Annotated in this window: 26 protein-coding genes and 5 tRNA genes; 13 read left to right on the plus strand and 18 right to left on the minus strand. The window is 37.3% G+C overall.

Going from position 1 to position 25,798, the window contains the following annotated elements:
* Positions 1-102: 102 nt before the first annotated feature.
* Together A3Q33_RS20295 and A3Q33_RS20300 are read right to left on the minus strand one after the other, a co-directional pair.
* Complete coding sequence (locus A3Q33_RS20295; RefSeq protein ID WP_081182025.1) at positions 103-384, minus strand: hypothetical protein; 282 nt, start codon at positions 382-384, stop codon at positions 103-105.
* 70 nt (positions 385-454) lie between these two features.
* Positions 455-838, minus strand: coding sequence for a hypothetical protein (locus tag A3Q33_RS20300; RefSeq protein WP_081182028.1), 384 nt, complete (start codon positions 836-838; stop codon positions 455-457).
* Positions 839-1,001: 163 nt separating this feature from the next.
* Here A3Q33_RS20300 and A3Q33_RS20305 point away from each other — a divergent pair, with 163 nt between their 5' ends.
* Complete coding sequence (locus A3Q33_RS20305; protein WP_081182030.1) at positions 1,002-1,241, plus strand: type II toxin-antitoxin system ParD family antitoxin; 240 nt, start codon at positions 1,002-1,004, stop codon at positions 1,239-1,241.
* A complete protein-coding gene (locus tag A3Q33_RS20310) occupies positions 1,241-1,534 on the plus strand; it encodes a type II toxin-antitoxin system RelE/ParE family toxin (protein WP_081182033.1) in 294 nt (97 codons plus the stop codon). The genes A3Q33_RS20305 and A3Q33_RS20310 overlap by 1 nt, the downstream gene beginning before the upstream one ends.
* Before the next feature lie 95 nt (positions 1,535-1,629).
* Here A3Q33_RS20310 and A3Q33_RS20315 read toward each other — a convergent pair whose 3' ends face one another.
* The gene (locus tag A3Q33_RS20315) at positions 1,630-2,034 is read right to left on the minus strand and encodes a hypothetical protein (protein ID WP_081182035.1); all 405 of its coding nucleotides are present in this window, start codon (positions 2,032-2,034) and stop codon (positions 1,630-1,632) included.
* Positions 2,035-2,201: 167 nt separating this feature from the next.
* Here A3Q33_RS20315 and A3Q33_RS20320 point away from each other — a divergent pair, with 167 nt between their 5' ends.
* The 4 genes from A3Q33_RS20320 to A3Q33_RS20335 all read left to right on the plus strand — a co-directional run bounded on the left by A3Q33_RS20320 (position 2,202) and on the right by A3Q33_RS20335 (position 4,868).
* Positions 2,202-2,450, plus strand: coding sequence for a type II toxin-antitoxin system Phd/YefM family antitoxin (locus A3Q33_RS20320; RefSeq protein ID WP_081182038.1), 249 nt, complete (start codon positions 2,202-2,204; stop codon positions 2,448-2,450).
* Positions 2,440-2,727, plus strand: coding sequence for a type II toxin-antitoxin system RelE family toxin (locus tag A3Q33_RS20325; RefSeq protein ID WP_081182040.1), 288 nt, complete (start codon positions 2,440-2,442; stop codon positions 2,725-2,727). Before A3Q33_RS20320 ends, A3Q33_RS20325 begins: the two co-directional genes overlap by 11 nt.
* Positions 2,728-2,925: 198 nt before the next feature.
* Positions 2,926-3,813, plus strand: coding sequence for a tyrosine-type recombinase/integrase (locus A3Q33_RS20330; RefSeq protein ID WP_081178441.1), 888 nt, complete (start codon positions 2,926-2,928; stop codon positions 3,811-3,813).
* Entirely contained in the window at positions 3,810-4,868 is a 1,059-nt protein-coding gene (locus A3Q33_RS20335) for an IS91 family transposase (protein WP_081178443.1), read from the plus strand. Before A3Q33_RS20330 ends, A3Q33_RS20335 begins: the two co-directional genes overlap by 4 nt.
* Positions 4,869-5,116: 248 nt before the next feature.
* On the opposite strand, the gene A3Q33_RS20340 is transcribed toward A3Q33_RS20335, so the two are convergent.
* Positions 5,117-5,791 carry a DJ-1/PfpI family protein gene (locus A3Q33_RS20340; RefSeq protein WP_231295738.1) on the minus strand — a complete coding sequence of 225 codons (675 nt, stop codon included), beginning with the start codon at positions 5,789-5,791 and terminating at the stop codon, positions 5,117-5,119.
* Positions 5,792-6,244: 453 nt separating this feature from the next.
* The gene (locus A3Q33_RS20345; RefSeq protein ID WP_081182835.1) at positions 6,245-7,216 is read right to left on the minus strand and encodes an integron integrase; all 972 of its coding nucleotides are present in this window, start codon (positions 7,214-7,216) and stop codon (positions 6,245-6,247) included.
* A gap of 246 nt (positions 7,217-7,462) precedes the next feature.
* Here A3Q33_RS20345 and A3Q33_RS20350 point away from each other — a divergent pair, with 246 nt between their 5' ends.
* The 4 genes from A3Q33_RS20350 to A3Q33_RS20365 all read left to right on the plus strand — a co-directional run bounded on the left by A3Q33_RS20350 (position 7,463) and on the right by A3Q33_RS20365 (position 11,404).
* The gene (locus tag A3Q33_RS20350) at positions 7,463-8,455 is read left to right on the plus strand and encodes a hypothetical protein (protein WP_081182045.1); all 993 of its coding nucleotides are present in this window, start codon (positions 7,463-7,465) and stop codon (positions 8,453-8,455) included.
* Positions 8,456-9,205: 750 nt separating this feature from the next.
* Positions 9,206-10,048 carry a hypothetical protein gene (locus A3Q33_RS20355; RefSeq protein WP_081182048.1) on the plus strand — a complete coding sequence of 281 codons (843 nt, stop codon included), beginning with the start codon at positions 9,206-9,208 and terminating at the stop codon, positions 10,046-10,048.
* A gap of 493 nt (positions 10,049-10,541) precedes the next feature.
* Positions 10,542-11,024, plus strand: a complete 483-nt coding sequence (locus tag A3Q33_RS20360) for a CPBP family intramembrane glutamic endopeptidase (protein ID WP_196798016.1) — start codon at positions 10,542-10,544, stop codon at positions 11,022-11,024.
* Positions 11,025-11,197: 173 nt separating this feature from the next.
* Positions 11,198-11,404, plus strand: coding sequence for a hypothetical protein (locus A3Q33_RS20365; RefSeq protein WP_081182054.1), 207 nt, complete (start codon positions 11,198-11,200; stop codon positions 11,402-11,404).
* 341 nt (positions 11,405-11,745) lie between these two features.
* On the opposite strand, the gene A3Q33_RS20370 is transcribed toward A3Q33_RS20365, so the two are convergent.
* The 4 genes from A3Q33_RS20370 to A3Q33_RS20385 form a co-directional block, all read right to left on the minus strand.
* Positions 11,746-13,515 (minus strand): replication endonuclease, encoded by a 1,770-nt coding sequence (locus A3Q33_RS20370; RefSeq protein WP_196798017.1) that lies wholly within the window; start codon positions 13,513-13,515, stop codon positions 11,746-11,748.
* 24 nt (positions 13,516-13,539) lie between these two features.
* Positions 13,540-13,734, minus strand: a complete 195-nt coding sequence (locus tag A3Q33_RS20375; protein WP_081182059.1) for a helix-turn-helix transcriptional regulator — start codon at positions 13,732-13,734, stop codon at positions 13,540-13,542.
* Between the two features lie 124 nt (positions 13,735-13,858).
* Positions 13,859-14,653, minus strand: coding sequence for a hypothetical protein (locus A3Q33_RS20380; RefSeq protein WP_081182062.1), 795 nt, complete (start codon positions 14,651-14,653; stop codon positions 13,859-13,861).
* Positions 14,634-15,866: a tyrosine-type recombinase/integrase gene (locus A3Q33_RS20385; protein WP_081182064.1), complete on the minus strand. Its 1,233-nt coding sequence runs from the start codon at positions 15,864-15,866 to the stop codon at positions 14,634-14,636. The genes A3Q33_RS20380 and A3Q33_RS20385 overlap by 20 nt, the downstream gene beginning before the upstream one ends.
* Before the next feature lie 359 nt (positions 15,867-16,225).
* Here A3Q33_RS20385 and A3Q33_RS20390 point away from each other — a divergent pair, with 359 nt between their 5' ends.
* Both A3Q33_RS20390 and A3Q33_RS20395 read left to right on the plus strand, forming a co-directional pair.
* Entirely contained in the window at positions 16,226-17,191 is a 966-nt protein-coding gene (locus A3Q33_RS20390) for an integron integrase (protein WP_081182067.1), read from the plus strand.
* Positions 17,192-17,380: 189 nt separating this feature from the next.
* A protein-coding gene (locus A3Q33_RS20395) for an IS630 family transposase (RefSeq protein WP_502687237.1) occupies positions 17,381-18,347 on the plus strand; the annotation gives its coding sequence in 2 pieces (ribosomal slippage) (positions 17,381-17,781 and positions 17,780-18,347; 969 coding nt in all).
* Between the two features lie 428 nt (positions 18,348-18,775).
* Here the strand turns inward: A3Q33_RS20395 and A3Q33_RS20400 are convergent.
* From A3Q33_RS20400 to A3Q33_RS20440, 9 genes are all read right to left on the minus strand, one after another.
* Positions 18,776-18,852, minus strand: a tRNA-Asp gene (locus A3Q33_RS20400).
* A 50-nt stretch (positions 18,853-18,902) separates the two neighbouring features.
* Positions 18,903-18,979: transfer RNA gene (locus tag A3Q33_RS20405), tRNA-Asp, on the minus strand.
* A gap of 51 nt (positions 18,980-19,030) precedes the next feature.
* Positions 19,031-19,107, minus strand: a tRNA-Asp gene (locus A3Q33_RS20410).
* A 52-nt stretch (positions 19,108-19,159) separates the two neighbouring features.
* Positions 19,160-19,236 (minus strand) — tRNA-Asp (locus A3Q33_RS20415).
* 51 nt (positions 19,237-19,287) lie between these two features.
* A tRNA-Asp gene (locus A3Q33_RS20420) sits at positions 19,288-19,364 on the minus strand.
* A 170-nt stretch (positions 19,365-19,534) separates the two neighbouring features.
* A complete protein-coding gene (locus A3Q33_RS20425) occupies positions 19,535-20,974 on the minus strand; it encodes a TIGR03503 family protein (RefSeq protein ID WP_081182069.1) in 1,440 nt (479 codons plus the stop codon).
* Positions 20,962-21,696 carry a DNA polymerase III subunit epsilon gene (dnaQ, locus tag A3Q33_RS20430; protein WP_231295739.1) on the minus strand — a complete coding sequence of 245 codons (735 nt, stop codon included), beginning with the start codon at positions 21,694-21,696 and terminating at the stop codon, positions 20,962-20,964. Before dnaQ ends, A3Q33_RS20425 begins: the two co-directional genes overlap by 13 nt.
* Entirely contained in the window at positions 21,689-22,222 is a 534-nt protein-coding gene (locus tag A3Q33_RS20435) for a DUF2919 family protein (protein ID WP_081182070.1), read from the minus strand. Before A3Q33_RS20435 ends, dnaQ begins: the two co-directional genes overlap by 8 nt.
* Before the next feature lie 6 nt (positions 22,223-22,228).
* The gene (locus A3Q33_RS20440; RefSeq protein ID WP_081182072.1) at positions 22,229-22,993 is read right to left on the minus strand and encodes a DUF599 domain-containing protein; all 765 of its coding nucleotides are present in this window, start codon (positions 22,991-22,993) and stop codon (positions 22,229-22,231) included.
* 315 nt (positions 22,994-23,308) lie between these two features.
* Here A3Q33_RS20440 and A3Q33_RS20445 point away from each other — a divergent pair, with 315 nt between their 5' ends.
* Entirely contained in the window at positions 23,309-25,699 is a 2,391-nt protein-coding gene (locus A3Q33_RS20445) for a carbohydrate binding family 9 domain-containing protein (RefSeq protein ID WP_081182074.1), read from the plus strand.
* Positions 25,700-25,798: the final 99 nt, after the last annotated feature.

A 25,798-nucleotide genomic window follows, 5' to 3' on the forward strand; every position in this document is an offset into this window, starting at 1 on the left:
CTTGAAATTTACCTAACGATTTTTATAAATGGCGCACGTTTTTTTCGCGGCCAGTTAAGGCCCATTTTTGGCCGTAACGGTAATTAATAAACTTAGATACATTTAATTTGAATACTTATTGTATAGCTTTTCACCAAAACACCACGAAAGTTTGCCATATAAAAAACCGGCTATTAGCCAAATACTAATTGAAAACACTATGTGACCGATAGTTTTTTCTGCTTCATACGGAACCCCAAAAATCATTGGAAATATACCGTTGACAACAAACATAAACAACGTCCAAAAAAGCACATGTGTTTTCCAAAAAGCTAACTCTCCGCCTTCTCTTTGCTTAAACCACAAATCATGTTGAAATTTTGACCAATACCAAGGGTGTTTCATTGTGTACCAACTCCATAATAAAAAGCTAAGTATTGTTGACTAAAATTGTGTAGCGAAGCGTTGCCAGCAGTTAGGTGTTTTGCTCGGCAGGCATGTTTTCCATTAACTTAGATAACCAATTACCTACTAACAGATTTGTTTTATAAATAGGAGTGAAGCTTGAGCTGGTTGGGGTGAGAAAAATTGTATTTTCGATTGAATTAACCACATAAGTAATTTTAATAAAATTCAATTTAAAAGGTTTTGCAACACGAGAGTATTGAGATAGTTCGATATTCCTTATTGAGCTACGAGTAATACGATAATTTGATTTTTCACCAACGTATTCTAAGCCATCACTTGTAAGTGACAACTGCCCCTTATCTGCATATATATAAATATACTTTCCAAAAAATGTACCTTGGTGTTCCGGTGTAGATACATAACAAAATTGATTCTGAAATTCTTGTCCCACAAAATACTCCTTTATTAGTGAAAATATCTTACGCCCAAATAACAAGTGGTCTAAAATAAGCGACGCAGGAGCAAAAACCAACTGTTATTTGCCCTTTTGAGTGACTTCTTACACTCTTAATACCATAATATATTATATATGGGTACTAACAAGATTTTAAATTATGGCTAAAAATACAAGTGTTACACTAGGTGATCATTTTGATCAGTTTATAAACCAACAACTTAAAACTGGTCGTTATGGCTCAGCCAGTGAAATTGTTAGAGCTGGATTAAGAGCTTTAGAAGATCAAGAAGCTAAGCGTTTGAATTTACGCAATATGCTAATTCAAGGCGAACAGAGCGGTGTTGCAGAATACAACTATGAAAGCTTATTGGTCGAACTAGATAAAGATAACCATTAATGAAGAAGTTTGTATTATCCTCAAAAGCTATAACAGACTTAATTAAAATAGCCAAATATACTCAAATAACATGGGGACTTTCTCAGCGGAATGATTATCTAAAAATTTTAGACAATACGTTTCATTTATTAGCTGATGAAGCCGAGCTAGGTATTAACTGTGATTATATTAGAGAAGGTTACAGCAAATACCCACAAGCTAGCCATGTGATTTATTACAAAGAATATAAAAACAACCAGATCTTTATAGTGCGAATATTGCATAAAAGTATGGATATTAACTCCGCACTCTAAGAAAAATATAACGCTTTGCTAAGCGGCTAAAAATAGCTAGCTATAATAGCGAGGAACGAGCACAGCCAGCTATTTTTTTTGTCCGTTTAAGCAACTTATGCTGTAATTGCGACACTGTATTCTTTAGTTTTCAATTTAACTATTTGGGGTTTACTTACACTAATTAATCCAAGTAAGTTAGTGGCTTTAACAAATATTAACATGGTACGTTTATCTTTGGTGTTCCAGCCGAAAACAACAAAATCCTTTCCAGCAAGAAAATTTTGGTTATGGTCTTTATAGTTTGCAATAGGTATTGTTGCATTTGGGTCTATTGACTCAGTTGCGGTTACATGAATAATTCCAAGACTACTCTTTATGACAACCTGATCCTTATGTCCCTCTGAATTAGTTTCATTTTCAACGACCTCAGCAACTTCCCCTAAGCCTATTAAGTGCTCAACCACTAAGTGAGCTAAACACTTTTTTCGTTGTTGAACCGAATTACCCGTTATTCTCATATTTCTTCCTTGCGGCATATCGCCTCACTAAGAGGCAAATAATAATTGGTTAAAATAAGCGACGAAGGAGCAAAAACCAACTGTTATTTGCCCTTTTGAGTGACTTGTTATGTTTATGAGACTACAATAGACCTAATTAAAGACCACTTTACAGTACTGAGTAATGTATGACAACTAGAATACTAACCGAAGCAGCAGCAAGTATTAGTGAATTAAAAGCTAACCCAATGAAAGTAGCACTAAGTGCAAATGGAGAGCCTATTGCTGTATTAAATAGAAATGAACCTGCTTTTTATTGCGTACCAGCAAAGACTTATGAATTTTTAATGGATCATGTTGAAGATTTAGAGTTATTGGCAATCGCCGAAAGCAGAAGAAATGAAACAACAATCAAGGTTAGTTTAAATGACCTATGAGCTTGAATTTAAAAAGTCAGCTCTAAAGGAATGGAAAAAGCTTGGAGCAACTGTCCAAACACAATTTAAAAAGAAATTAGCTGAAGTTATAGAAAACCCACACATTCAAAGTGCGAAGTTATCTGGGGCTAATGAATTATACAAAATTAAGTTAAAACAAGCAGGTTATCGTTTAGTCTACGAAGTAAACGATGAGATAATTACTGTTACCGTAATATCAGTTGGGAAAAGAGATAAAGGAAATGTTTACAAGGTTGCAATGCGCCGAGCCGATTAATAAACATAAAACGCCCTGTTAAGGGGCTAAAAAATTGTTTGCTAAAATGTGTAGCGAAGCGAAACCGAGCAACTGTAATTGTCCCGCTTTAACAGCTTGTTGAACGAAGCCGCTCTGCGGCAGAGTAGCTTTGAAACTACCTTCCATACTCAATAATAACATCGTCATTGTGACGGTGTGTTATTGGAGTATAACCTCATGAATACATCACAAGAGCAACACTATAATTTTCTTTATGAACAACATCTTATCAACTTAAGACTGCAAGGTAAACGTCCTTCAACTATTGATGCTTATGCCCGTGCTGTACGCCGTATAACAGCCTTTTTTGATAAGTCACCTGATACGTTAACAACGGCTGACTTAAAGCTGTATTTCAACAACCTCATTCAAACCCATTCTTGGAGTACCATTAAACTTGACCGTAACGGTTTGCAATTCTTTTACCGCTATACGCTCAATAAACAATGGGAGTGGCTTTCTATCGTCAAGCCTCCTCAAGTAAAACGCATCCCCGATATTTTAACACCCAAGCAAGTGGATGATGTGATTAATCAAACCAAGCAACTTCGCTACCAAGTGTTTTTTATGACCCTTTACAGTATGGGGTTACGCTTAAGCGAAGGCCTTAATTTAACCATACACGATATTGATAAATCGACCATGTTGGTACATGTTCGTGATGGCAAAGGAGGAAAAGACCGCATGGTACCTCTGCCTGAGCTCACCCTCTTAGCGCTAAGGGATTATTGGAAAACTCACCGCCACGAGCGTTTGATTTTTCCTGGAACTCATACAAAAACGAATACGCCTATGGATAAAGGCAGTGTTCAAAAAGCGTTAAAACGTGTGCTTCAAGACTGCCACATTAAAAAACTCATTAGCCCACATTCGCTGCGTCATTGTTATGCTACGCACCTGCTTGAACAGGGGCTTGATTTACGCTCTTTACAGCATCTATTGGGACACGCAAGTCTCAACACCACGGCACGCTACACACAACTCACGAAAGTTAAACAACGTGATATGTCACGCGCGGTAAATCAATTAACAGATAAATTGACCATTACATGGTCGGTAAAATGAGCACCTTTATCGCGTTACTACGTCAACATCATCAAGCCCTTGAAACTCAGTATAGCCGTCAACTATCACATGATATGCGCCAAGCGATTTTTGCCATGCTGTCATGTAAAACGGGGCAACAAGGTCAATCATTATGGGCATGCTCAGCTTGTGAGCATCATGAGAGCCAAGCGCTTTCTTGTGGTCATAGAAACTGCCCACAATGTCAGCAAAGCACAACGTCAACGTGGCTTGAAAGACAAAAACAAAAACGCTTACCTGTGCAATATTACATGACAACCTTTACCTTGCCCTATGAGTTAAGAGCGTTAGCTCGCAAGCGACCTAAAGCCCTATATCAAATAATGTTTAGTGTCAGCGCGTCAATCTTAAAAGATTTTGCACGACGTAATAAGTTAGGGACAATAGGGTTTACGAGTGTTTTACATACCCACAGCAGAAGACGTGAGCTGCATCCTCATATACATATCATAGTGCCCAATGGCGGTTATGATGCAAAACGTAAGCAGTGGAAGCAAGGCAAGCCGGGTTATTTGTTTAATGCGAAGGCACTCGCTAAGGTATGGCGAGCTCGCATATTTGAGGCAATTAACCAACATCCTGAGTTATCGCTGAAAGACATTAACATCATGCCAAAGCAATGGGTCGTTCATTGTAAAAAGGTGGGCTATGGTCTGCCTGCGTTAAAATACCTTTCAAGATACCTTTATCGTGGTGTATTAGCGGACAAAGATATTATCAGCCATGACCATAAAAACGTCACCTTTCGTTATACAAATAGCACCACTAAAAAAACTGAAACACGTACGCTACCCACCTTAACGTTTCTGATGCTGATATTACAGCATGCATTACCTAAAGGGTTACAGCGTGTTCGAGACTATGGTCTCTTATCCTCGGGCGCTAGGAAAATACGATTATTGATACAGTTTTTATTAACCGAGTTTACTCACCTTTTACCGCCAAGCATCACACCATCCAAACCCAAAGCAAAACGGGCTTGTCCGTGCTGTCAGCATCAGATGCTATGTACTGGCGTCATTAGGGCTGGCTAATAAAGAAAGAAAGAAAAGGATGATGGTGTAAACAAACGCTCATGAGGAAATAAATATTCTATGCATAAATAACTGAATTAACAGCGGAAAAACACCCAGGTTTTTCGCTTTGGCTCAGTGCGCCTTGTATTTACATACAAGGCCAACCCACCTTGAAAATCAATCACGCTATTTACTATATAAAGCAGGCTCCGGGCTTGTCCAACACCCGAATAAGGTGTCGGCTACGCGACACCTATTCTTATTTGTTATGTACGTACTGAGGCTAGCGTCTCTGAGGCCAATTTCCCAAGTGCATCAGCGGCTAATGGGCTTGCTCCTGTAATTAGCAAGCGGTCTCGACACACTGTATTGTCAGCCTTACTATTCGCTAAGTTCACCCCTAGCTCTTTCAGCTTTTCACTTAGACCCCAAGGCATTTTACCTGGAAGATAGCCAATAAATGGAGATTGTGCGTCGACAGAATCAGGAAATACTGCCATTTTATACCCCTGATATAAGAAGTCATTGCCGTTGATAAGCGTAGATAAAAATGCAGCTGGACCATGACAAATTGAAATAGTAAATACTCCATTGTCATGTGCCCAATTCAAGACTGAGCCTACGACATCATCTTCGGGAAGTCCGAGCATTGCTCCATGACCACCGGGAATAAACACCGCCGCATAGTCTTCAATATTCAATCCGTCTACTACCAATTCATTCAGACTCATCGGCTTTTCAAAACGGTCTTTATATTCCGTATAAATAGCTTTAACGTGCACGTCTTGTCTAGGGAACGCCCACATTTCTATTACAGCAGGCTTTCCATTAGGTGTCGAAATATCAAACTCATAGCCCGCCTCTTTGAGGTGTAACATTGGGACTAAGGTTTCTACTGGGTGGTTGCCAGTAGAGAACAACTTCCCATTTTGCATTTTCATATTCTTTTGCTCAGTAGCTAAAACCAAAATCTTCAGCTTTGAGCCTTCAATAGGGCTATATGGGACTTTTTTGTAATCAGTTCTATCGGAAGTTGCAAGTTTCAAAGCAACCTTAGAAGGAGAGTATGAACCATCCGACTCTAACTTTGGAGCTAAGCCCAGTAGTTTTTTTAACATAAATCACTTCCTTTAAATATGTTGATAACAAGATATTTGACCAAAGTACATAACAGCTTATTATTATTTATTGTTTTAATTTCTATTTATAATCATATAATTATAGAAAATTCATCGTATCGTGTAGTCATTATGTAGTCATGTTAAACTCTAATTCTCATGTTTCTATCATAAAAATTATTTTTAAACAGTACGTTAAAAATTTAGCTTAATGTAAATCACGCATCTGGTTATTACAACCAGTCAGTAGCTTACTCTATGTTTTACTTTATTAAATCACAACAAATTACTTAAAGGGCTAGTAACCCCGTTTGCACCTTGTTGTAATACATGAGTATATATTTGAGTAGTTCTAATATCTGAATGACCCAATTGAGCTTGAACCGTTCTTATGTCAGCCCCGCTTTGTAATAAATGTGTAGCAAAAGAATGACGTAATGTATGCGGTGTAATTAGTTTTTTTAAGTTAGCGTCTTTAACTGCCATTTTCACTGCTTTTCTAATGCCCGTATGGTGAAAGTGGTGACGCCTTATTTCACCTGTTTCGGGGTCGGCACTCAATTTGTATGACGGGAATAAATACTGCCAAGCCAGTGTCTTATTTGCAGTTGGATATTTTTTCTCTAAAGCATTTGGCATCCACACCCCTGAATATTGCTTATTATTACTATCTAACTGTAAATATTCATTTACTTGGATAATTTGATTTCTAATCATAGGTATTAACTCAGGAGCCAAAGTGACTACTCGATGTTTTTTACCTTTACCATTCCAGACCCTAATACATTTATAATCAAAATCTATATCTTGAACACGTAATTGAACCGCTTCCATAACACGTAAGCCACTCCCATACATTAAGCCAGCAATTAAATAGTAACGCTTTCCAAGCTTTCCCAATAACATTGAAACTTCTTCTTTCGTCATAACAACAGGTAATTTAGGTTGCCTCTTTGAGCGTGCAAAATCTAAATTTAATGACAGCTCATTTTTAATTATATGTTTATACATAAAAGCCAAGGAGTTTAATGCTGTGGCTTGAGTCCTAGGTGATACGTTAGCATTAAGCGCCAAGTGCTCAAGGTACATTTCGACTTCGTTGTCTCCCATAGAAGCAGGATGGCGTTTATCATGAAAATTAATAAAAGACTTTATCCAAGTTAAATAAGTCTCGACAGTTCTCAGTGAGTATTGCCTTGTTAGCATGTAGTCAACAATGCCATTTAAAAAAGGTGATTTTGTTTTCATAATTAACCATAAATAATTACTGTGCATCCATACAGCTTAGTTTGTTTTCTCCCCTATTCAAGTAAATGCGCAAATGGGTCATTTTAATGCGACAAATGTTTATACTTAAATTAACAAAATCTTTAAGTGGCAAAGTCTTATGTTATTTGTTACAAATAACATAAATAGGAAAGTGAGCAACATTACCGCAGGAAAGTGCGCAAGTTGCGCACTATTAAATTGTTATGTGTATCTAAAGGTTAGGTTATGGAAGTCTTTAAGGAAGAAGAAATTAAGCAAGTTGAAATGCAAAAACCACATCTTGTTATCCTAGGTGCAGGTGCTAGCTATGCTGCTTTTCCTGACGGTGATAAGAATGGTAAAAAATTACCATTAATGAATAATTTCATTGAAACGTTAGGCATTGAAAAACTGATAAAAAGCACGGGGCTTTCATTCAAATCTAATAATTTTGAAGATATCTATTCAGCTATTTATGAGAAAGAAAAGCTTATACCTATTAGGGAAGAGTTAGAGAGTATTGTATATAATTACTTTTCATCGATGGAGCTACCAGATGAACCAACAATTTATGATCATTTAGTTTTATCATTACGCCAAAAAGATATTATTGCGACCTTTAACTGGGATCCTTTCTTAGCTCAAGCTATAGAAAGGAATATGGACTTTATTCGCCCACCGCAACCAATATTTTTACATGGTAATGTAAAAATGGGCTCGTGTATTGAAAACCACCATATGGCGCTCAATGGTTCTAGTTGTTCTGTTTGCTATAAAGAAATTATCCCATCAAAATTATTATATCCTATTGGTGAAAAGCATTATGACCAAGATCCCTTTATCGAAAAACAATGGGAAGCTATTAGGCATTATTTAAAAGCTTCGTTCATGGTAACCGTTTTCGGGTATGGTGCTCCTACATCCGACGCTAGTGCAATTGAATTGTTCAAAAGTGGCTGGGGAAGCATCGATGACCGAAATATGGAAGAGTTTGAGATAATAGATATTCGAAATGAAAATGAATTACAAACACTGTGGTCTGGATTTATTCATTCTCATCACTATCGTGTTGAAAGTGATTTTTATAACTCTTGGATTGCAAATCATCCCAGACGGACTGGGGAGGCATATATTAATCAATATTTAATGGCTAAATTTATTGAGAATAATCCTTTACCCAGAAGTATAAGTTTATCTGAGCTTAGAGAGTGGTATTTAAATATTCATCAGTATGAGTAAATACACATAACAAGTGTTTTCAAGTCGGACAAATTACAGTTGGCTTTTTGTTCGTGCCTCACTTATTTTAGCCAACTGCAATTTGCCGCTTAAAACGGCGTTGAGGCTGTAGAATTACTCCAAAGTAAATAATGGCGTACGATTTTTGTGTTCATACTGTCTTTAAAGTTCACTTTCTAGTGAAATATAGCCTCAGAATTCGCGTAGCAACGCAATTTGAGGCTTAATTTTTAATAAATTTTGAGACTGTTTTTTCTAAAAGAGAAATTCTACAGCCTCGTTATGTTTTTAAGGGGGCTAGTTGAATATTTTCCAAAAATTTATAATTTGTGAAAGCACTTTAGTAATATCCTCTTTTTTGTATACTAATAATTTTCTACATGCTGGTATTCATTTAGGTTTAACAATTTATTTATTTCGTCAGCTTAAAGATGTTAAAGATGACTTTAAAAAGGAGCGCTAATTGATAGAGTTACTAGGTTTGTTATTACTTGTTTTTGTAGTCATTGCACAATTCGTCGAGGGATTTGCTTTGGTTAATATGGTCCAATTTTTCAGGGGTAAAAAAACACCTTTAGAGAAGATCGCTGAGAAATACGAGGCATCAAAACATAACAAGAAATTCAACAAGGACTAAAAACAGTTGGCTAGGTTCGCTGCGCTCACTATTTTAGCCAACAATTTTTAGCCTGTTAATTAGGCGTTAGCAGTACCTATTGCATGGAGCATATAATAAATAAGGATATTGAAATGTTAAAGGTTAGAACAGTCCCTGTATTTTGTTTATTGATGCCTATTCTGTTGTTTATCTGTATCACAAACCTAAGTGGTTGCCGGCAGGCGCCGCCTGTCCCCAAAGAAGGCGATGTAGTGATATGGAAGCACAACTCAGAGCTCATTATTAAAGCCAAGCTGGGACAACGACGAGCACATACAATATCTGCCCCAAGAACAGACCATAGATTTTACGAACCTGAGTATGAGCGTTTTATCGGTCAATTTCCTATTGATTATGACCCAGAGCCTTTCCCTAAATTTACCGAACAAGAGCGCATTGCTTATGAGGCAGACCATGCCTCAAAAATACATGCAGTTAAATCAATACACTTTATTGAGTTTAATTTGATGTTGAATGGCGTTAAAGCAAAGGCGACAGATACGAGCCCTGTTGGTGGCAGCAAGGGGATGGATGATCCAAACCAAGTGAAAGTTTTTTTGAAGTATCCACGTGGCTCTGATAATACTCAGCAACTTTTTGAAGGTCAGTTGATGAAAGAATTAGATATTAGCTCAAAAAAAACAAAAGATAGGCTAGATTGTTACCTTTTTAATGATAAAGATCGCGGAAAACGCTGTTTTGGTCATTCAACTTATCCTTCAATATCAGGATTCCATTTTTATGTTTCACCTTTCCCTATATCAACAGGAGGGAAAAGTAACATATTAGTTTACAGCCAAGAGTTTATCTATGGCGGCATTGAAATTCAATGGTTTACCGAACAACAAAATATGTATAGAGCAAGGGAGATTGATGCGGCTATTTGGCGTCTTTTAGCAGCTTGGAATATTTCACCAAATAAAAATAGTAATTAATTATTTAGTGGCTTAAGTACTGCTAACAAGTCACTTAAAAGGACAAATAACAGTTGGTTTTTGCTCCTTCGTCGCTTATTTTAACCAACTATTATTTGCCTCTTAGTGAGGCGTTGAGGCTGTAGAATTACTCCAAAGTAAATAATGGCGTACGATTTTTGTGTTCATACTGTCTTTAAAGTTCACTTTCTAGTGAAATATAGCCTCAGAATTCGCGTAGCAACGCAATTTGAGGCTTAATTTTTAATAAATTTTGAGACTGTTTTTTCTAAAAGAGAAATTCTACAGCCTCGTTGAGGCTGTAGAATTTCTCCAAACTGAAAAATGGCGTATGATTTTTGTGTTAGTACAGCCTTTAAAGTTCACTTTCTAGTGGAATATTGCCTCACAATTCACGTAGCAACGCAATTTGAGGCTAAATTTTTAATAAATTTTGAGGCTGTTTTTTCTAAAATAGAAATTCTACAGCCTCGTTATGTTTACAAGGCTGTATATGGTTAACTTTAAAGTTTTTGAATTAAAAAAATTATTATTTTTTTCTGTGTTAACACTTTTTTCCACTAAATTAATCACAACCCTTTATATATTTATCCATAATTCGATGGTGACGAAACAATGGTCATATTCCCTAGTCTTTAGAAATCAAAATATTGATAAAACGATAGATAATTTATTATCTCCATTGGTTTTTTCGCCAATTTTTGAGACTATTGGTTTTTGTGTCATCATTAGTTATTTGTGTAAAAAAATTAAAATTACCGGGCTTTATTTCGTTTTAATAAGTGCTGCTTTATTTGGTTCATATCATTTAATTCAAGTTGGAAGTGGTTGGTATCGTTTCACATTCACATTTTTTGCAGGTGTTGTTTTCGCGTACTGTTATTATAAACAAGAAAAAAAACACGGTATAAATATCGCATTTATATTCACAACTCTTGTTCATTCATTAAGTAATGCTTTAAATGCATTTATATAAAATTTATTTAGTAAGTGTAAACATAACAAGTTGCTCAAACGGACACAAACAGCTGGCTGTGCTCGTTCCTCGCTATTATAGCCAGCCATTTTTAGCCGCTTAGCAAAGCGTTAGCAGGCTTAAAATATTTAGTTTATTAATCTGCATCGGAAGTATTTATAAAAGGACGTTTTATGTTTGCTCAAATATTTTTTGCTATTGTTGCTGTATTTCTTATTTATACAGGCATTATTAATAGCTCTATTTTTAATCTTGTTTTAGGTTCAATTGCATTAACCATGTCTCTGGCGAGATTTTATGCAGCAAAATCAGGTTCGTCACTTCAAGAGGAATTTGATAAATGGCGTGCAAAACGTAACAAGAAAATAAACGGTGAGTAGCATTCAGCACTGCTATAAGGCGTTCAAACGGACAAAAAACAGTTGGCTGTTTCACTCCGTTCACAATTTTAGCCAACAATTTTTTGCCGCTTAACGTGGCGTTGAGGCTGTAGAATTACTCCAAAGTAAATAATGGCGTACGATTTTTGTGTTCATACTGTCTTTAAAGTTCACTTTCTAGTGAAATATAGCCTCAGAATTCGCGTAGCAACGCAATTTGAGGCTTAATTTTTAATAAATTTTGAGACTGTTTTTTCTAAAAGAGAAATTCTACAGCCTCGTTATCATTTCCCTACCTATATATTATTCCAGTACAGTTATTTACAGAACTCCAAGGTAACTCAAACTTCGTTTTCGCCTAATTCCAAAGAGCAGACATTTTCTTTTCTTCGTTTAGTCCATGTATGCTCTCGACTCGAGTATATTTCACCACCACAACTAAGCCCTACGACCACATAGCCAATTGGCTCCCAATACTCACCTTCGGTTTCAATAAACTCTTTAACTAATGACACAGGTAAATCTTTACGCGCAACATTCACGCCGCCAAGGGCTTCAATAAACTCGCACCAATCGCCTTTATCCGCAGCCATCCAAACAGGTGTGATATTAACTTCTTCTGTTAGTGCTAAACGTCTTGCCTCACGCCATAAAGTGACAGGTGGACCACCAAACTGTTGAAACTGGCGAATACCCCACAAGCTTGACCATTCACAAACACGTAACGCTGACTCATTAGATGCTTTGCCATATTCATCTTTTTCTAACCCATAACCGTCTATGTTTTTAGAGATGTATTTAGCGATATAACCAACGGCTGAGCCTTTAGCTTTATTAATCGGATCGATTTTAAAGCGATATTTTGAAGCGCCTTTTTCGTCACCATCAACTTCTAACGCGTAGTAAGACATTGTTTCTCTTAACGCATGCCTATCTTTAGGCTTAACAAAAACTAAAATATGCCAATGCGGCGTACCGTCATGATGTGGCTCAGCCACACGAAAACCAAAGTAATCTACATTTAATCTCGCAAGGTGCGCGCGAGTTTTAGCCCACTGACCACCTAAATACTGGTTGGCTTGCTTTGGTGTTGTCTCGTCATACTTATCGTTAGGTTTTCCGTTGTTATGTACTGAGTGCATTCTAGAAGGACAAGTAACGGTGAGAAAGTCGGCAACGTAATTATGTTTATCACCATAAACTTCACAGCCATGTAACCGGGTCATCAACTCGTTTCTTCTATTAACGGGGTTTGATGTATTGGTATCCGCTAATACTTTAAGGTCAACACATTCACCCTTTTCATTTACGGCTTCTAATGAATCCAAAAAGATTTGGTTACGGCGTTTTCTTTCTCGGCCTCTTTGAAAGTTTGCATCTGATAGGTAGATTTGGCTTTGCTTTGAAACAATCCGAACATATTGAGATAAAGTTTCTAGCTCTATATTCTGCAATCTTGTGAGTTTTTTATGCCACCACTTATCAGAGCAATAACGAGATATATCGCCTAATACGTACTTACCTTTTCGGGGCGAAATGTTGTTTTGCAGTAAAACACTTTCTAATGCACTTAAAACGTCATCGTCCATTTCGCCCTGATGCGCTAAATTCGCGGCATATGAATGGCACATATCAGCTCTTGATTTCGCTATTAGCTCAATTTGAGATTCAGACCAAGTAACATCAATAGCCAAATTTTTAGCGAATTCCGCTAACGTTCTTAAATAACTGTTTGCTTGAAACTTTCCATTGCTATCGAGTTTAAAAAATCGGTTGTAGGTATTTTTCGCCACTATGCGAATCGAATACGGAATATGTTGTAGTTGTTTCGTTATGAATTTTTTATCAAGCCTATCTTCTGTATCGAACTCATCAACCAACATTTGGGTATTTAAAATGGCGGTGCTCGTTTTAATGAGCTTTTTAGCGCGAGGTGTTTCGTTAACATTAACGGATTTCGCTATGTCGTTAACGCAATTCGTTAAGTCAGAAACAAACGGGATATTTTCGTTAACGGAATTTTGTGATTGTTCAATAATGCTTTTTTTTCCGTTAACGGAATTAATTTCGTTAACGGATTCATTTTGGGTAAAAGTAGATAAGGTTTTCATATTGATGTCTCCCGACATTAATTTTTAATAAGCGCTAGTTGAGTAACACAAATTATCTTCTAAGTATTTTTCGATATCTTGTAGGCGATAACGAATAGCTCGCGAGCCTACCTTGATGAATGGAATTCTTGCGCCCGCCCATCGGTCACGCTCAAGAAAAGCTTCGCTAACACTTAAAATTTCTGCGGTTTCTTTGGTGGTTAAAAGTTTGATTCTCATTTTATTCACTTACGCTTCACAGCGGCGGTTTGATTTAAAGGTTATGACGTTTTAGTCAAACACTATGATAAATGAAAAAGAATTAATGAGAAGGACATGCGACCCGTTGGCTAGCCAACGGACGCTAACAAACAGGTATTTTTAACTCACCAGAAAGATGCTTTGATATCCATTCTGCAAAGGTTTTAGATAAACGTGATTGTGACTTTAAAAGATACATTGCTTGATGTGATTCTGCGATTAACTCACACTCAATAGCGTTTGCCGCTGATTGAATATCAACATCTGAATGTTGGGTAATGTATTTAGTTAAGACTATTTGTTGTAGTGGTATAATTTTATCTGTTTGTTTTTTTCTATTGAGTTTAGCTTGGTAAGATTTAACCCAACCATCATCGACTAATTTATGAAAGGACGTAGCTTTTGATATGCAATCAACAGCGTCAACATGTAGTATTTTAATATCACTAACTGAATGGCCATCGAGTGCTTTTTCTAGACTTATCTCTTCGATTAATAATTTATTAAGCAGATGAAGCCGGTCAATTGTCATCAAATAAAAAATTGTAGACCACCTTAGGTTGATTGCTTCTAAAGGGCTTAAGTCAAAAATATCAACGCACTCAAAAAGCACCTCTCCATAGTACTCATTGTCTGAATTTTGATTGAAGGTAACCTGCTTAAATGTATCAACAATCCAAAACGCTTTAGATGCCTGTTGAATGAGTATCGAATGATCCGTTAATTTAAAATTATCACAAAATATGGATAACTTATTAAAATGCGTTAAATCGATATATTGATCTAAAGAGTTAAATAATCTTTCACTGGATTTAATCGTATCAACGATGTCAGTAATTCGCTCTTGATAAACATATTGTGTTAATGCTTTATCAAGCTCATTTATCTGAATTTGCATTAATATCTTCCACCTCGATGTGACAATGTTCTTTAAAAAAGTCTGTTATTCGTTGCATAGGCGCTCGTAAGCGGTCGTGGTTTGCAATAATATAACCTTCAGTAACATCATTACCACTTTTATGATTAACGAGTCGTTTGATGGCATAGGATGATATATCTAACGATTCAGCGACCGTGATAAACGTCCTCCTTAAATCATGAAAGGTAAATTTGACACCTGACTTTTCACATAGGTACTTTAAGGCTTTTTCTGGATAAGCAAAATACTGTGACTTTCGTGAAGAAAACACATAGTTATTGATTTTAAAACGTTGTCGATAATTTAGTATGGCAATCAGTACATCAGATAATGGCAATGTTAACGGCTCTTTGTTTTTGGTATCAGGAATATGGATAGTCCCTTCATCCAAATCAACGTTATCCCATGTAAGCGTTGCCCCTTCATTTTTTCGCAAACCAGTTAGTAATAAAAATAAGATGTAATCCGAACCTACGTGGTGTGATTCTGCCTCTGCATTAAATTTCATTTCTTGAAGTGCTTTGTACCAAGGTATTAATTGCGTTGGTTTAATGATGTTTTGGCGTCTAGGCTCTTTAGCCCATGCTTTCATTTGTCCGAGTCGCTCAACAGGATTGTGAGGAAATAAACTTAACCCGTTATTGTCTTCGTAATGTTCTTTAGCAAACTTGTATATGGCACTTAAAATGCGCATAGCCGTATTGGCGTAGGAAGGACTATGGCTTTTTAATAGTTTGCCATGACGTACCGATACCATGTCTTTTGTAATATCAACGAGGCGCTTATTCTTCCAATCCTTTAACTCACCGTTCAAATACATTTCATATTGAACGTAGGTTTTATCTTTTAAGTAAGACTTAACACGACGATAATCTTGCCATACTTGCCATAGGGTTGTTTGCTCAGCTTGTGCTTGCTGTCTTTTGGCAATGGGATCTATGCCCGTAGCAATTTCACCTAAATACTTAAGTGCCTCTTTACGCGCCATTTCAACCGTTATTTCAGGATAGCGACCAAGTGTTATTCGCTTTAATTTACGGTTGATACGTTTTTCTAGAATAAACGCTTTACTACCGCCCGTGGTCACACGAACGGCAAAGCCTTTTAATTCAGAATCTCGGTAGAAAACTTGCCCTTTTTCAGGAAGAGTAAGTTTGTCTACAAAAGACTTGGTTATTTTGCATGTAGACATAGTGTAGTCATGCTATATAAAAATCAGGTAGGCTATTTAAAACAACAAAGGGGTCACTTGTCAATTAAAATAAGGGGTGTGTGAGATATGAGTATTTATTCAAACCACTTAAAACAACTAGAAATAAAACAGCGTATTAGACGGATCAAATCAGCCTTTCCACAAGCGAAAAACCCATCTAATGAATATTTATTCAAATTAATATACATAACTTAATTTTTATATTCAATAACTTATTATCAACGATTGAATAAACTGATGTAGAAAGGCAGATTTAATCTGCCTTTCTACAATAAAGCGGGAAACACGACTATACTGTATAAATAACCAGTATACATTAAAATTATTAAGGCATAGTAATGAAATCTGAATTTCTCTCGCATATTAAAGAAACAATGTGGTCTAGACGTTACGCTAAACGTACTATTGAGTCCTATTTATACTGGATTAAAGCTTACATCATTTTCATAGGAAAAATTCACCCTAAAGACTGTCACGATAAGGAGGTTGAACGATTTCTCAGCTATCTTTCGAATAGTTTAAATCTTGCGCCGAAATCACAGGCCTTGGCATTAAATTCGGTTAACTACTTATATAAGCATATTTTATCTAAACCTCTTAGCCTTGATCTTCGCTTTAACAAGTCTAGAGTAAGCCCTAAGTTGCCGACGGTTTTGACCACGCAAGAAGTTAAAGCATTGTTGTCGGTTATAAATACGAACCATCTTTTACTTTGTCAATTGATGTATGGCAGTGGCTTGAGATTAATGGAGGCTGTGCGCTTAAGAGTACAAGATATAAATTTTGACTATCATTGTATCGAAGTATGGAATGGCAAAGGCGGTAAACATCGAACAGTTACCCTAGCGACTGAACTAGTAACGTCACTTAAAGCGCAAATATCGCTGGTAAAGTCTTACTACGTATTAGATATTAAAAATACTGACTACTCAGGTGTATACTTACCGTTCGCTTTAGCGCGCAAGTATCCCAGTGCGGCCACAACGCTTAATTGGCATTATTTATTTCCATCAAATCGATTATCTTTAGACCCTGAAGTAAATAAATTAAGGCGTCACCATATAAATGAAACCGTGATTCAAAAGGCGGTGAAAACCGCGTCGAGAAAGTCAAATATAACTAAAAACGTCACTTGTCATACTTTGCGTCACCCTTTCGCTACACATTTATTGCAACGAGGTGCTGATATTCGGACAGTACAAGAGCAATTAGGTCATAGCGATATTAGAACAACACAAATATATACTCATGTTATAGAGCGCGGTGCAAACGGTGTTACCAGTCCATTGTCAGACTTAACTTAAATAAAAAGCCAATCTGCTAACAAGTATTATTTTGTAATGGTTTAACGATGAAATTTCAAAGTAATACCAATCTGCACAAAGATGTGATCTAATGCTATTTATTTTTGAAGCAGATACCACGTTTTGGAACAACTCACCTCAGTAGATTTACTCAAGTTATCACGAAAGGAACAAAATGGGCGAAAGCGTATGCGTTTTCTTGCTGTCTCATATTTTTTAGATGGTCTGAGCAGAACCGATATATCAACGACATTAAAAGTCGCTCGTTCAAGTGTTAATCGTTGGGTCACTGCATATTTTTCAAAAGGCTTGTCGGGCCTTGATAGTGTTAGCCCGAAAGGAAGACCGTCCATGCTTTCTCCAAAGCAACTCAGCCAACTTGCTCAATACGTTGAAAATCAGAGTTGCTCAGCGGAGGGAGGTCGACTTATGGGGCAAGACTTTTGTACCTTTATCAAAAAAGAATTCGACATAGATTATCATCGAGATCATGTATATAAAATACTGAAGAAACTAGGATACTCCTGGATAACAAGCCGATCCAAGCATCCTAAGCAATCACAAAGCGTCCAGGACGTTTTTAAAAAGCTTCCAGATGGAAACGATCCTTAACATCCCCTTTAATATTAGCTTAGATAAAGTTGATGTTTGGTTTCAAGATGAAGCACGATTCGGCCAGCAAAATACAACAACAAGGTTATGGGCGAAAACGGGTAGTAGACCGAGAGCAGTAAGACAACAACAGTTCGAATATGCATACATGTTCGGGGCTGTTTGTCCTTCGACAGGCGCTACAGAGGCATTGATCTCACCTGTAATGAATAAAGACGTTATGAAAAAGCATTTAGAACAAATATCACAGGCGACACCCGAAGGTAGATATGCTGTTGTAGTAATGGATGGAGCTGGGTGGCATACGGAAGACACATTTGAAGATTTAAAAAATCTAACCATGATCAAGTTACCCCCTTATTCCCCAGAGTTAAACCCAATTGAGCAAGTGTGGCAATGGCTAAGACAAAACTGCTTGGCCAATAGATGTTTTAATGGCTATGAAAATATAGTTGATGAATGCAGCAATGCTTGGAATATCTTCAGAAGTGACATAAAAAGAGTAATGTCGTTATGCAATCGTGACTGGATTAATCTGATTTAATGCTTATGCAGATTGGTATAATACCAAATGTAATAAGTTATTGACCAATTTTAAGCGAGGATAAATTGTTCAAGGATATGGCGTTTGATTGATTAGGGCATGGATGCCCGTAAGTAGAACAATGCAGGAGCAATTGTCGAGTAATACCGGGCTATTGGGATTGAAAACAACGCAGTTATTGACGATTTAAACCGCCTTAAAATGATCGATTATTTATTTCAATTGGTATAAATATAAAGAAAGGTTAATAGTGTAATAAATTAGCAAAGTGGACGGACGGCATTCGAATCCACACCTTTTGCAAGACAGGTCGCTTATCTAACAAAGAGGTAACCAACTGAACTATCCGATGAGCATATTAAATTTTGATATGGATTTTACTTGAGGCTTTTATTAATTAGTGGGGTCTACCTAATATTTAAATAAATTGGCGGAGTGGACGGGACTCGAACCCGCGACCCCCGGCGTGACAGGCCGGTATTCTAACCAACTGAACTACCACTCCGCGTATTTATTTCTGTAAATTTTAAAAGGATTTACAACCTTTGAAACAATTGGCGGAGTGGACGGGACTCGAACCCGCGACCCCCGGCGTGACAGGCCGGTATTCTAACCAACTGAACTACCACTCCACACATCTTGCTTCTGTAAATTTTGAAAGGACTTACAACCTTTGAAACAATTGGCGGAGTGGACGGGACTCGAACCCGCGACCCCCGGCGTGACAGGCCGGTATTCTAACCAACTGAACTACCACTCCACACTTCTTGCTTCTGTAAATTTTGAAAGGACTTACAACCTTTTGAAACAATTGGCGGAGTGGACGGGACTCGAACCCGCGACCCCCGGCGTGACAGGCCGGTATTCTAACCAACTGAACTACCACTCCACACTTCTTGCTTCTGCAAATTTTGAAAGGACTTACAACCTTTGGATTAATTGGCGGAGTGGACGGGACTCGAACCCGCGACCCCCGGCGTGACAGGCCGGTATTCTAACCAACTGAACTACCACTCCACACATTAATCACTGCTTTCAACAACAACTCGTTGAATGCGGCGGGAATAATACGGTTAAGATTCGATGCCGTCAACCAGTTTTTTTCATTCATTTGTTTATATGCCTAATTGATGAACAATCAGACGTTTTTAACAGCAAAACTGGCAAATAAATATCATGACTTGCTATTATTTTTGCTTTTTACGACGTATAAATATAAACATAAGCGCTGCAATTATGATCACTAAAGTATTTCCGCCAACAATATACCAAAGTGTTTCTTGTTGTTTGGCGGCAATTTTAGCCTCTTGCGCTGCTTTTGATTTTGCTAATGCCTGTGCAAGCTTCTCAGCTTCTTTGGCGGCCTTAGCAATTGCTTGAGCCTTTTTTTGCTCAGCAGTTAAATTATTATTGTCATCGTTAAGGCTTGCTATACCAGATCCTTCTGAACGCTCTACATTAAAAGTAAACTCAGGCAAAATAGCGCGAAACTCTCTGCCATTTATCGTATCGCCGAACACACTTGTTTTTATACGATGTACGCCAGGCTCAGTGAAGGCAATTTTATACGTCCGTTTTAGGCCTTGCTCTTGAATAACAGTAAAAGGTTCAACCTGTCGGTCTGGAAAAGTAACTTTACCCTGAATTAAAATACTATCTGCGTCGACAAAGCTTTTATCAATAGTGAATGTAACAATATGAGCACCGTTTTCATCTTGGGTTGTTACTACTGATATACTTATAGGGGTTTTCTGCACGACTATCGGCTTTTGCCTTAGCTCTCTTGTGGCCATTGGCATTCTAACAATGTATATGGGCTCCCACTCACCAGGTGCAAAGTCTAATTCAAATTCGCCGGTAAATAAGCTGTCATTTGCGTGTTCGTCTAGGTCTCTGCCGTCATCACGAAATGACGCAAGCTTAACGGGCTCTGCGCCAAAGTTGTCGTAGGCAGAGTTATTGGTACTAAAAAAATCAACATCGAGTGCTAAAACGTTTTTGAATGAGGGATTGTCAATGGCCATTTCCCCATTGAATAAACGCCCCGACATTTTCAATGTTTCACCTTGTAAAATAATTTCAGGTAACGGAGTTACTTCAAGCCTTATTTCAGATACCACCATAATTTTACTGCTAGGTTGCACCTCACCAATGACTTGCCACGGACCAATCATGGGTGATTTAATTTTCACCATATCAAACGTACTGTCATCAAACCATTGCACTTTATCTTCAGGATAATTCTTAATATTTAATTTAGACCCATCAGGCCTCACCAGAATAATGGGTTGAGCGCCACTGCGATGGTAAAATAATAAAGTTACTTCATCGAGTTGCTCGTCAATACGAAAGCGATTGTCAAAATAAGGGATTTGGTTGGTAACATTGTCGTCAGCGTAATATTCAATTTCAGCTGGCATTTGCTGCGCATGGGCGCTTAGGCTAAACATTAAGGTGATTAATGCGCTAGGGATAAGGTTTTTAAATAGCATTTTAGGGCAATAAAAACTGCTTATAAACTGCTTTGCTTTGGGTTTACTTATTTCAGCCGTATTTATATTAATTCTATTTATTGCAGCCCTGCCTATTTCAACCCTATCTATTTCAACCCTGTCTATTTCAACCATAGTGGCGAAGCCCCTTTGTCATTAACAATTGCTAAACGGTTTTCGTGCTCTGTTAGTTCATCGGCAGTAGCAGCCAAAACCTTTAATTTAGGGCGGTCGTTAGTCACTCGACGAATCGCGTTTGCATCACTACCTTGTCCTTCCCCTTGATTTAAATTAAAAGTTGCTTGCTTACGGGTCATTTCAATGTAAACAAAGGCCAATAACTGAGCATCGATTAATGCGCCGTGATAGGTACGGTCAATTAATTTATCAACTTTATAAAAACGCGCTAAATAATCTAAGGTTTTCGGTGAACCAAATTCGTCTTTTGATACTTTCAAGGTATCGGTAACACTACAAATATCAGCAGTTTTAGGCATACCCGGCATCATTGCAAATTCATGATCCATAAATCCGACATCGAACTTGGCATTATGGATAACTAAACGAGCACCTTTGATAAAGTCTACAAATTCATGGCCTATTTGTTCAAACCTGGGTTTGTCGCGTAAATAGTCGTCGGTTAAACCATGAATATTGATAACTTCTTGGTCCATTACCATCTGCATGCCGTGTGCCATTGGCTTAACATACACATGGTAACTTCTACCCGTTAGCTGACGGTTGATCATTTCAACACAACCAATTTCAACAATACGATGCCCTTCACGAGGATTAATACCTGTGGTTTCAGTATCCAGAATGATCAGTCGTTCGTCTTGTGTGTTTTCTTCAATCAATTTCTAACCCTTTAGTTTTTCTATGTTTACGCGTGTTATTTTCAGGTAAAGCTTCAGGAAATTCTGCAATGTTAATGGTAAATCTTTTACTACTTAAAATATAGGCAACGGCAGATAATACCACTAAAAAATGCATCAGTATCCAGACTAATGACTGTAACTGCCATAAAAAATAACCTAGCACGCCAATCGTCAAATCAAATATTAACGCTAAAATAAGTAGAAATTTACACTTTTGCCAACAGGTTCGAACCCAAGTTTTCGCTTTGGGTCGCCGTAGGCTTAAAATAAGCACAATAAACAAACCGATAACTCCAGAAGCTAAGTTCAAGTAAAACAAGGCAGTTTGTGGGTATACCCATTGAACAAAGCCCACATTGTCACGCATATTAGTTACCGACATTATCCAAATAATGTAGGCACGCAATACGAACAATAAAATTACATATATACCGGGCGCTAATTTTAAACAGTCAAAATTATCAAAGTGTTTTGGCAAATAGTTAGCATAATATTTGGCTGACATAAGCGTTTATTTATCGATATTGTTTGGTTTACTTTTAACTGCGACAGTATTTTTTGAATGCCTTAATGCAAATTCATGATCTAAGTACTGCTGCCCAAGTGTTATCGCTTTTACTGCTTTTGAGCGAAATTCACGATTGTATAAGGTATAAACCACAAATAAGCTGGCTAATATAAAAGTCACCGGATGAAAAAACCAACATAATGCCGCGATAGAAAAATAGTAAGAACGCAGGCCATAATTAAAAGCATGAGCGGCTTGGTCTTGCACTACGGCCATTTGCTCGGCGTATTTATTCAGGTTTTCATTCTCACCGCTGTCATCAAACGGACACGCACCGATCATGACATTAACAAAGCCATATTGTCTTAACGACCAAGTAAAATGTAAAAATGCCATAACAAAAATTAGTGCCAGTAAACTCAGCTTTAATTGCACCATGGCATGGTTTGGCGCTTCAGTATAAGGGATTGAACCGATAACCGATTCAAGCCTATCTACTTGAGCAAATAACGTTAAGACACCCGCCAGTATTAACAAGGTTGACGAGGCAAAAAAGGCAATGTTGCGCTCTAAGTTAGCGAGTAGTGCCGCCTCTCCAACGCGAATATCACGACCAATAACTTCATACATCCAATGAATTCGATGCTGATGTAAGCATCTTGCAACACAATTAGTAGTTTTTGCTTTTTTACGTGCAAAGCCAGTGTAACCGGCCCAACAAATAAAGAAACAGCTTAACGCGATCACATCAAGTAAATAAATTGGCATAGTAATTATAAGGTCTTATCGTTGTTACTAAAGTTAAAGTTATTATGCTCCAGAAATTTTTAAGATTCGAGGTATTATTCATGAATTATTTATAACGTTTTTAATACCAATTAAAATAATGCCCGTTGAAATAATACATTCTCCACTGCGTAGTTTACGGCGATAAAACGCTTTAATGTTAAAAATAAAGGCCTGATTTCGTATTTTAACGCGCTAAACGGTCTAACTGTCGATTTTATTTTGACACGGTGAACAGGCTTATTCAGCATACGTGTCCATTTGTAAATTTATGTAACTCGTGAGTACGGAGCTTCAATGTATTTCCCAATAAAGCCAATGATATTGACTTTGATTTTACTCTTAATACCGCCGTTAGTGTTTTCAGCTACGATTCACAACTCTGCTAAAATAAATAATGAAATTATCGAGATACCAAAAATTTCAGGTCAAATGGTTATCGATGCCTCATTAAATGAGCCACAATGGCAGTCTGCTAAAAAAGTTTTCATTAATAATGTTACCCGTCCTCACGACAATATTCCTAGCCCAGTGCACACCGAAGCCTTGTTGATGGAAAGTGAAGGCTATTTTTATTTAGCATTTATCGCCAAAGACCCAGATATTAAAGAGATCAGAGCTTTTTTAAAAGATAGAGATAAATCGTGGGGTGATGATTTAGTTGGCATAAAAATAGATACATATAACGATCAACGCAGTGCCTATCGTTTTTTAGTTAATCCTTTAGGCGTACAAATAGACGGCATAGAAAGTGAAATAACACAAAAAGAAAGTGACGCATGGGATGGTATTTGGGAAAGTGCAGGTAAAATTGTTCCCGATGGTTTTATTGTTGAAATGGCCCTGCCACTGAGAATGTTAAATTTTCAAGAAAGTGAAGGCAAACAAATTTGGGGGCTAGAACTTCTTAGGTATTATCCCCGCGATGAAAATTTACGCTTATCCAATGTTCATTTAGACCGTGGTAATAGTTGTGAAATTTGTCAAATTGCAACGGCTTCAGGTTTTGAAGGCGCTAAACAAGGCAGTAATTTTACGGTAACACCTTCTTTAGTTTTAGGCGCGACGCAAGATCGTGATGATAATAACGCGTGGCAGGATAACAATAATACCGAGGCTAGCTTGGACCTTCGCTGGGGCATTACGCCTGATTGGCTGCTAAACGCCACCATCAACCCTGATTTTTCTACGGTTGAAGCCGACAATGCACAGCTAAATATTAATAACACTTTTGCCTTATTTAATCGGGAAAAAAGACCTTTTTTTCTCGATAATCAAGACTATTTTGATAGTGATTTCAATGTAGTTTATACCCGCAATATTAATGCCCCTAATTATGGTGCTAAATTAACGGGTCGTGAAAATAACCACGCATTTGGATTATTTATTACTGATGACCAAAATACCAACATACTGATACCTGGTAATCGCTCTTCGTCTGTCGCCACCATTGATGGTGAGTCAAAAGCGGCAGCATTGCGTTATCGTTACAGTGTTAATAATGACATTACACTAGGCTGGATAAGTACCCTGCGCACCGCTGAAGATTATTCAAATAGTGTTAATGGTATAGATGCTAGGTTTCGTTTGAACACTGAGGACGTTTTTAAATTTCAAACGCTGTTTTCATCAACAGAATATCCCAATGATTTATTTAAGCAATTCTGTAACGTCGATGAAGAAGACGAACAAGCAAGCTGTGCAACACCCGAGAGTAATGATGATTGCCAGTTTGGCGACTGTATTTATAACGAAAATGTATTACGAACGTTAAAAGAAGACCGTTTTACCGGCAACGCATTTAAAGCCGGTTATTTCCATAACGACAGCGACTGGTATTACCGCGTTACTTATAATCGTCAAAATGCAGGTTTTCGAGGCGATTTGGGCTTTCTGTCACGTGTTGACCAGAATAAATTTTCGGTTGGTGGTGATAGAAAATGGTACGCCGAGCCTGGTCATTGGTGGAGTCAGTTTAAAATTTATTCTGATTGGGACATTATCCACAATGTTAACAATGAACTAATAGAGAAAGAATTCGATATTAACGCACAACTTCATGCTCGCTATAGTTCATTTTTTAAAATAGGCTATACCAAGCGTGAAAGTGTGGGTAGCCGGCTCGATAAAAGCAATTTAGCTATTAACGATAACAGCACGCTATTTTCTGAGCATCAGTTTTTCATTTTTGCAGAGACTAAGCCTTTACTGGGGATATATATTAACGCGAATGTAACTAGCGGTGATAAAATTGACTACCGTAACAACCGGTTAGGTAAAATAAATCGCCTTAGCAGTAATCTTAACTGGAACATTAACAAACACCTTGAGATAAAGCTAAGACAAACTTTCAGCCAATTAAATGCCGATGGTGAAAACGTATTTATTGCTCGGCTAACCGATTTACGCACCACTTTTCAATTTAACGTTCAAAGTTTCTTACGCTTGAGTTTCATTTTTAATAATACCAGTAGAAATCCTGCCAACTATTTATATAGTGCTCCAGAAAACATCAACCGACATAGCAAAAATTTATCTACTGAATTGTTATATGCCTATAAAATCAACCCTCAAACGGTATTTTACTTAGGTTACTCTGATAGATATTACAGTGATGAAACCCTTCGCGATTTAACACAAGAGCAACGTAGCTTATTCATGAAGTTTAGTTATGCATGGCTTAAGTAGCGCCAGCAGTTCAAGTTACATAGCACGTAACCGCCTATTTATATTGCTAAAAAACCACCTATAACGGTGGTTTTTTTATACCAAAACTGAACTATATAT

This window comes from Colwellia sp. PAMC 21821 (assembly GCF_002077175.1).
Lineage (GTDB): Bacteria > Pseudomonadota > Gammaproteobacteria > Enterobacterales > Alteromonadaceae > Cognaticolwellia.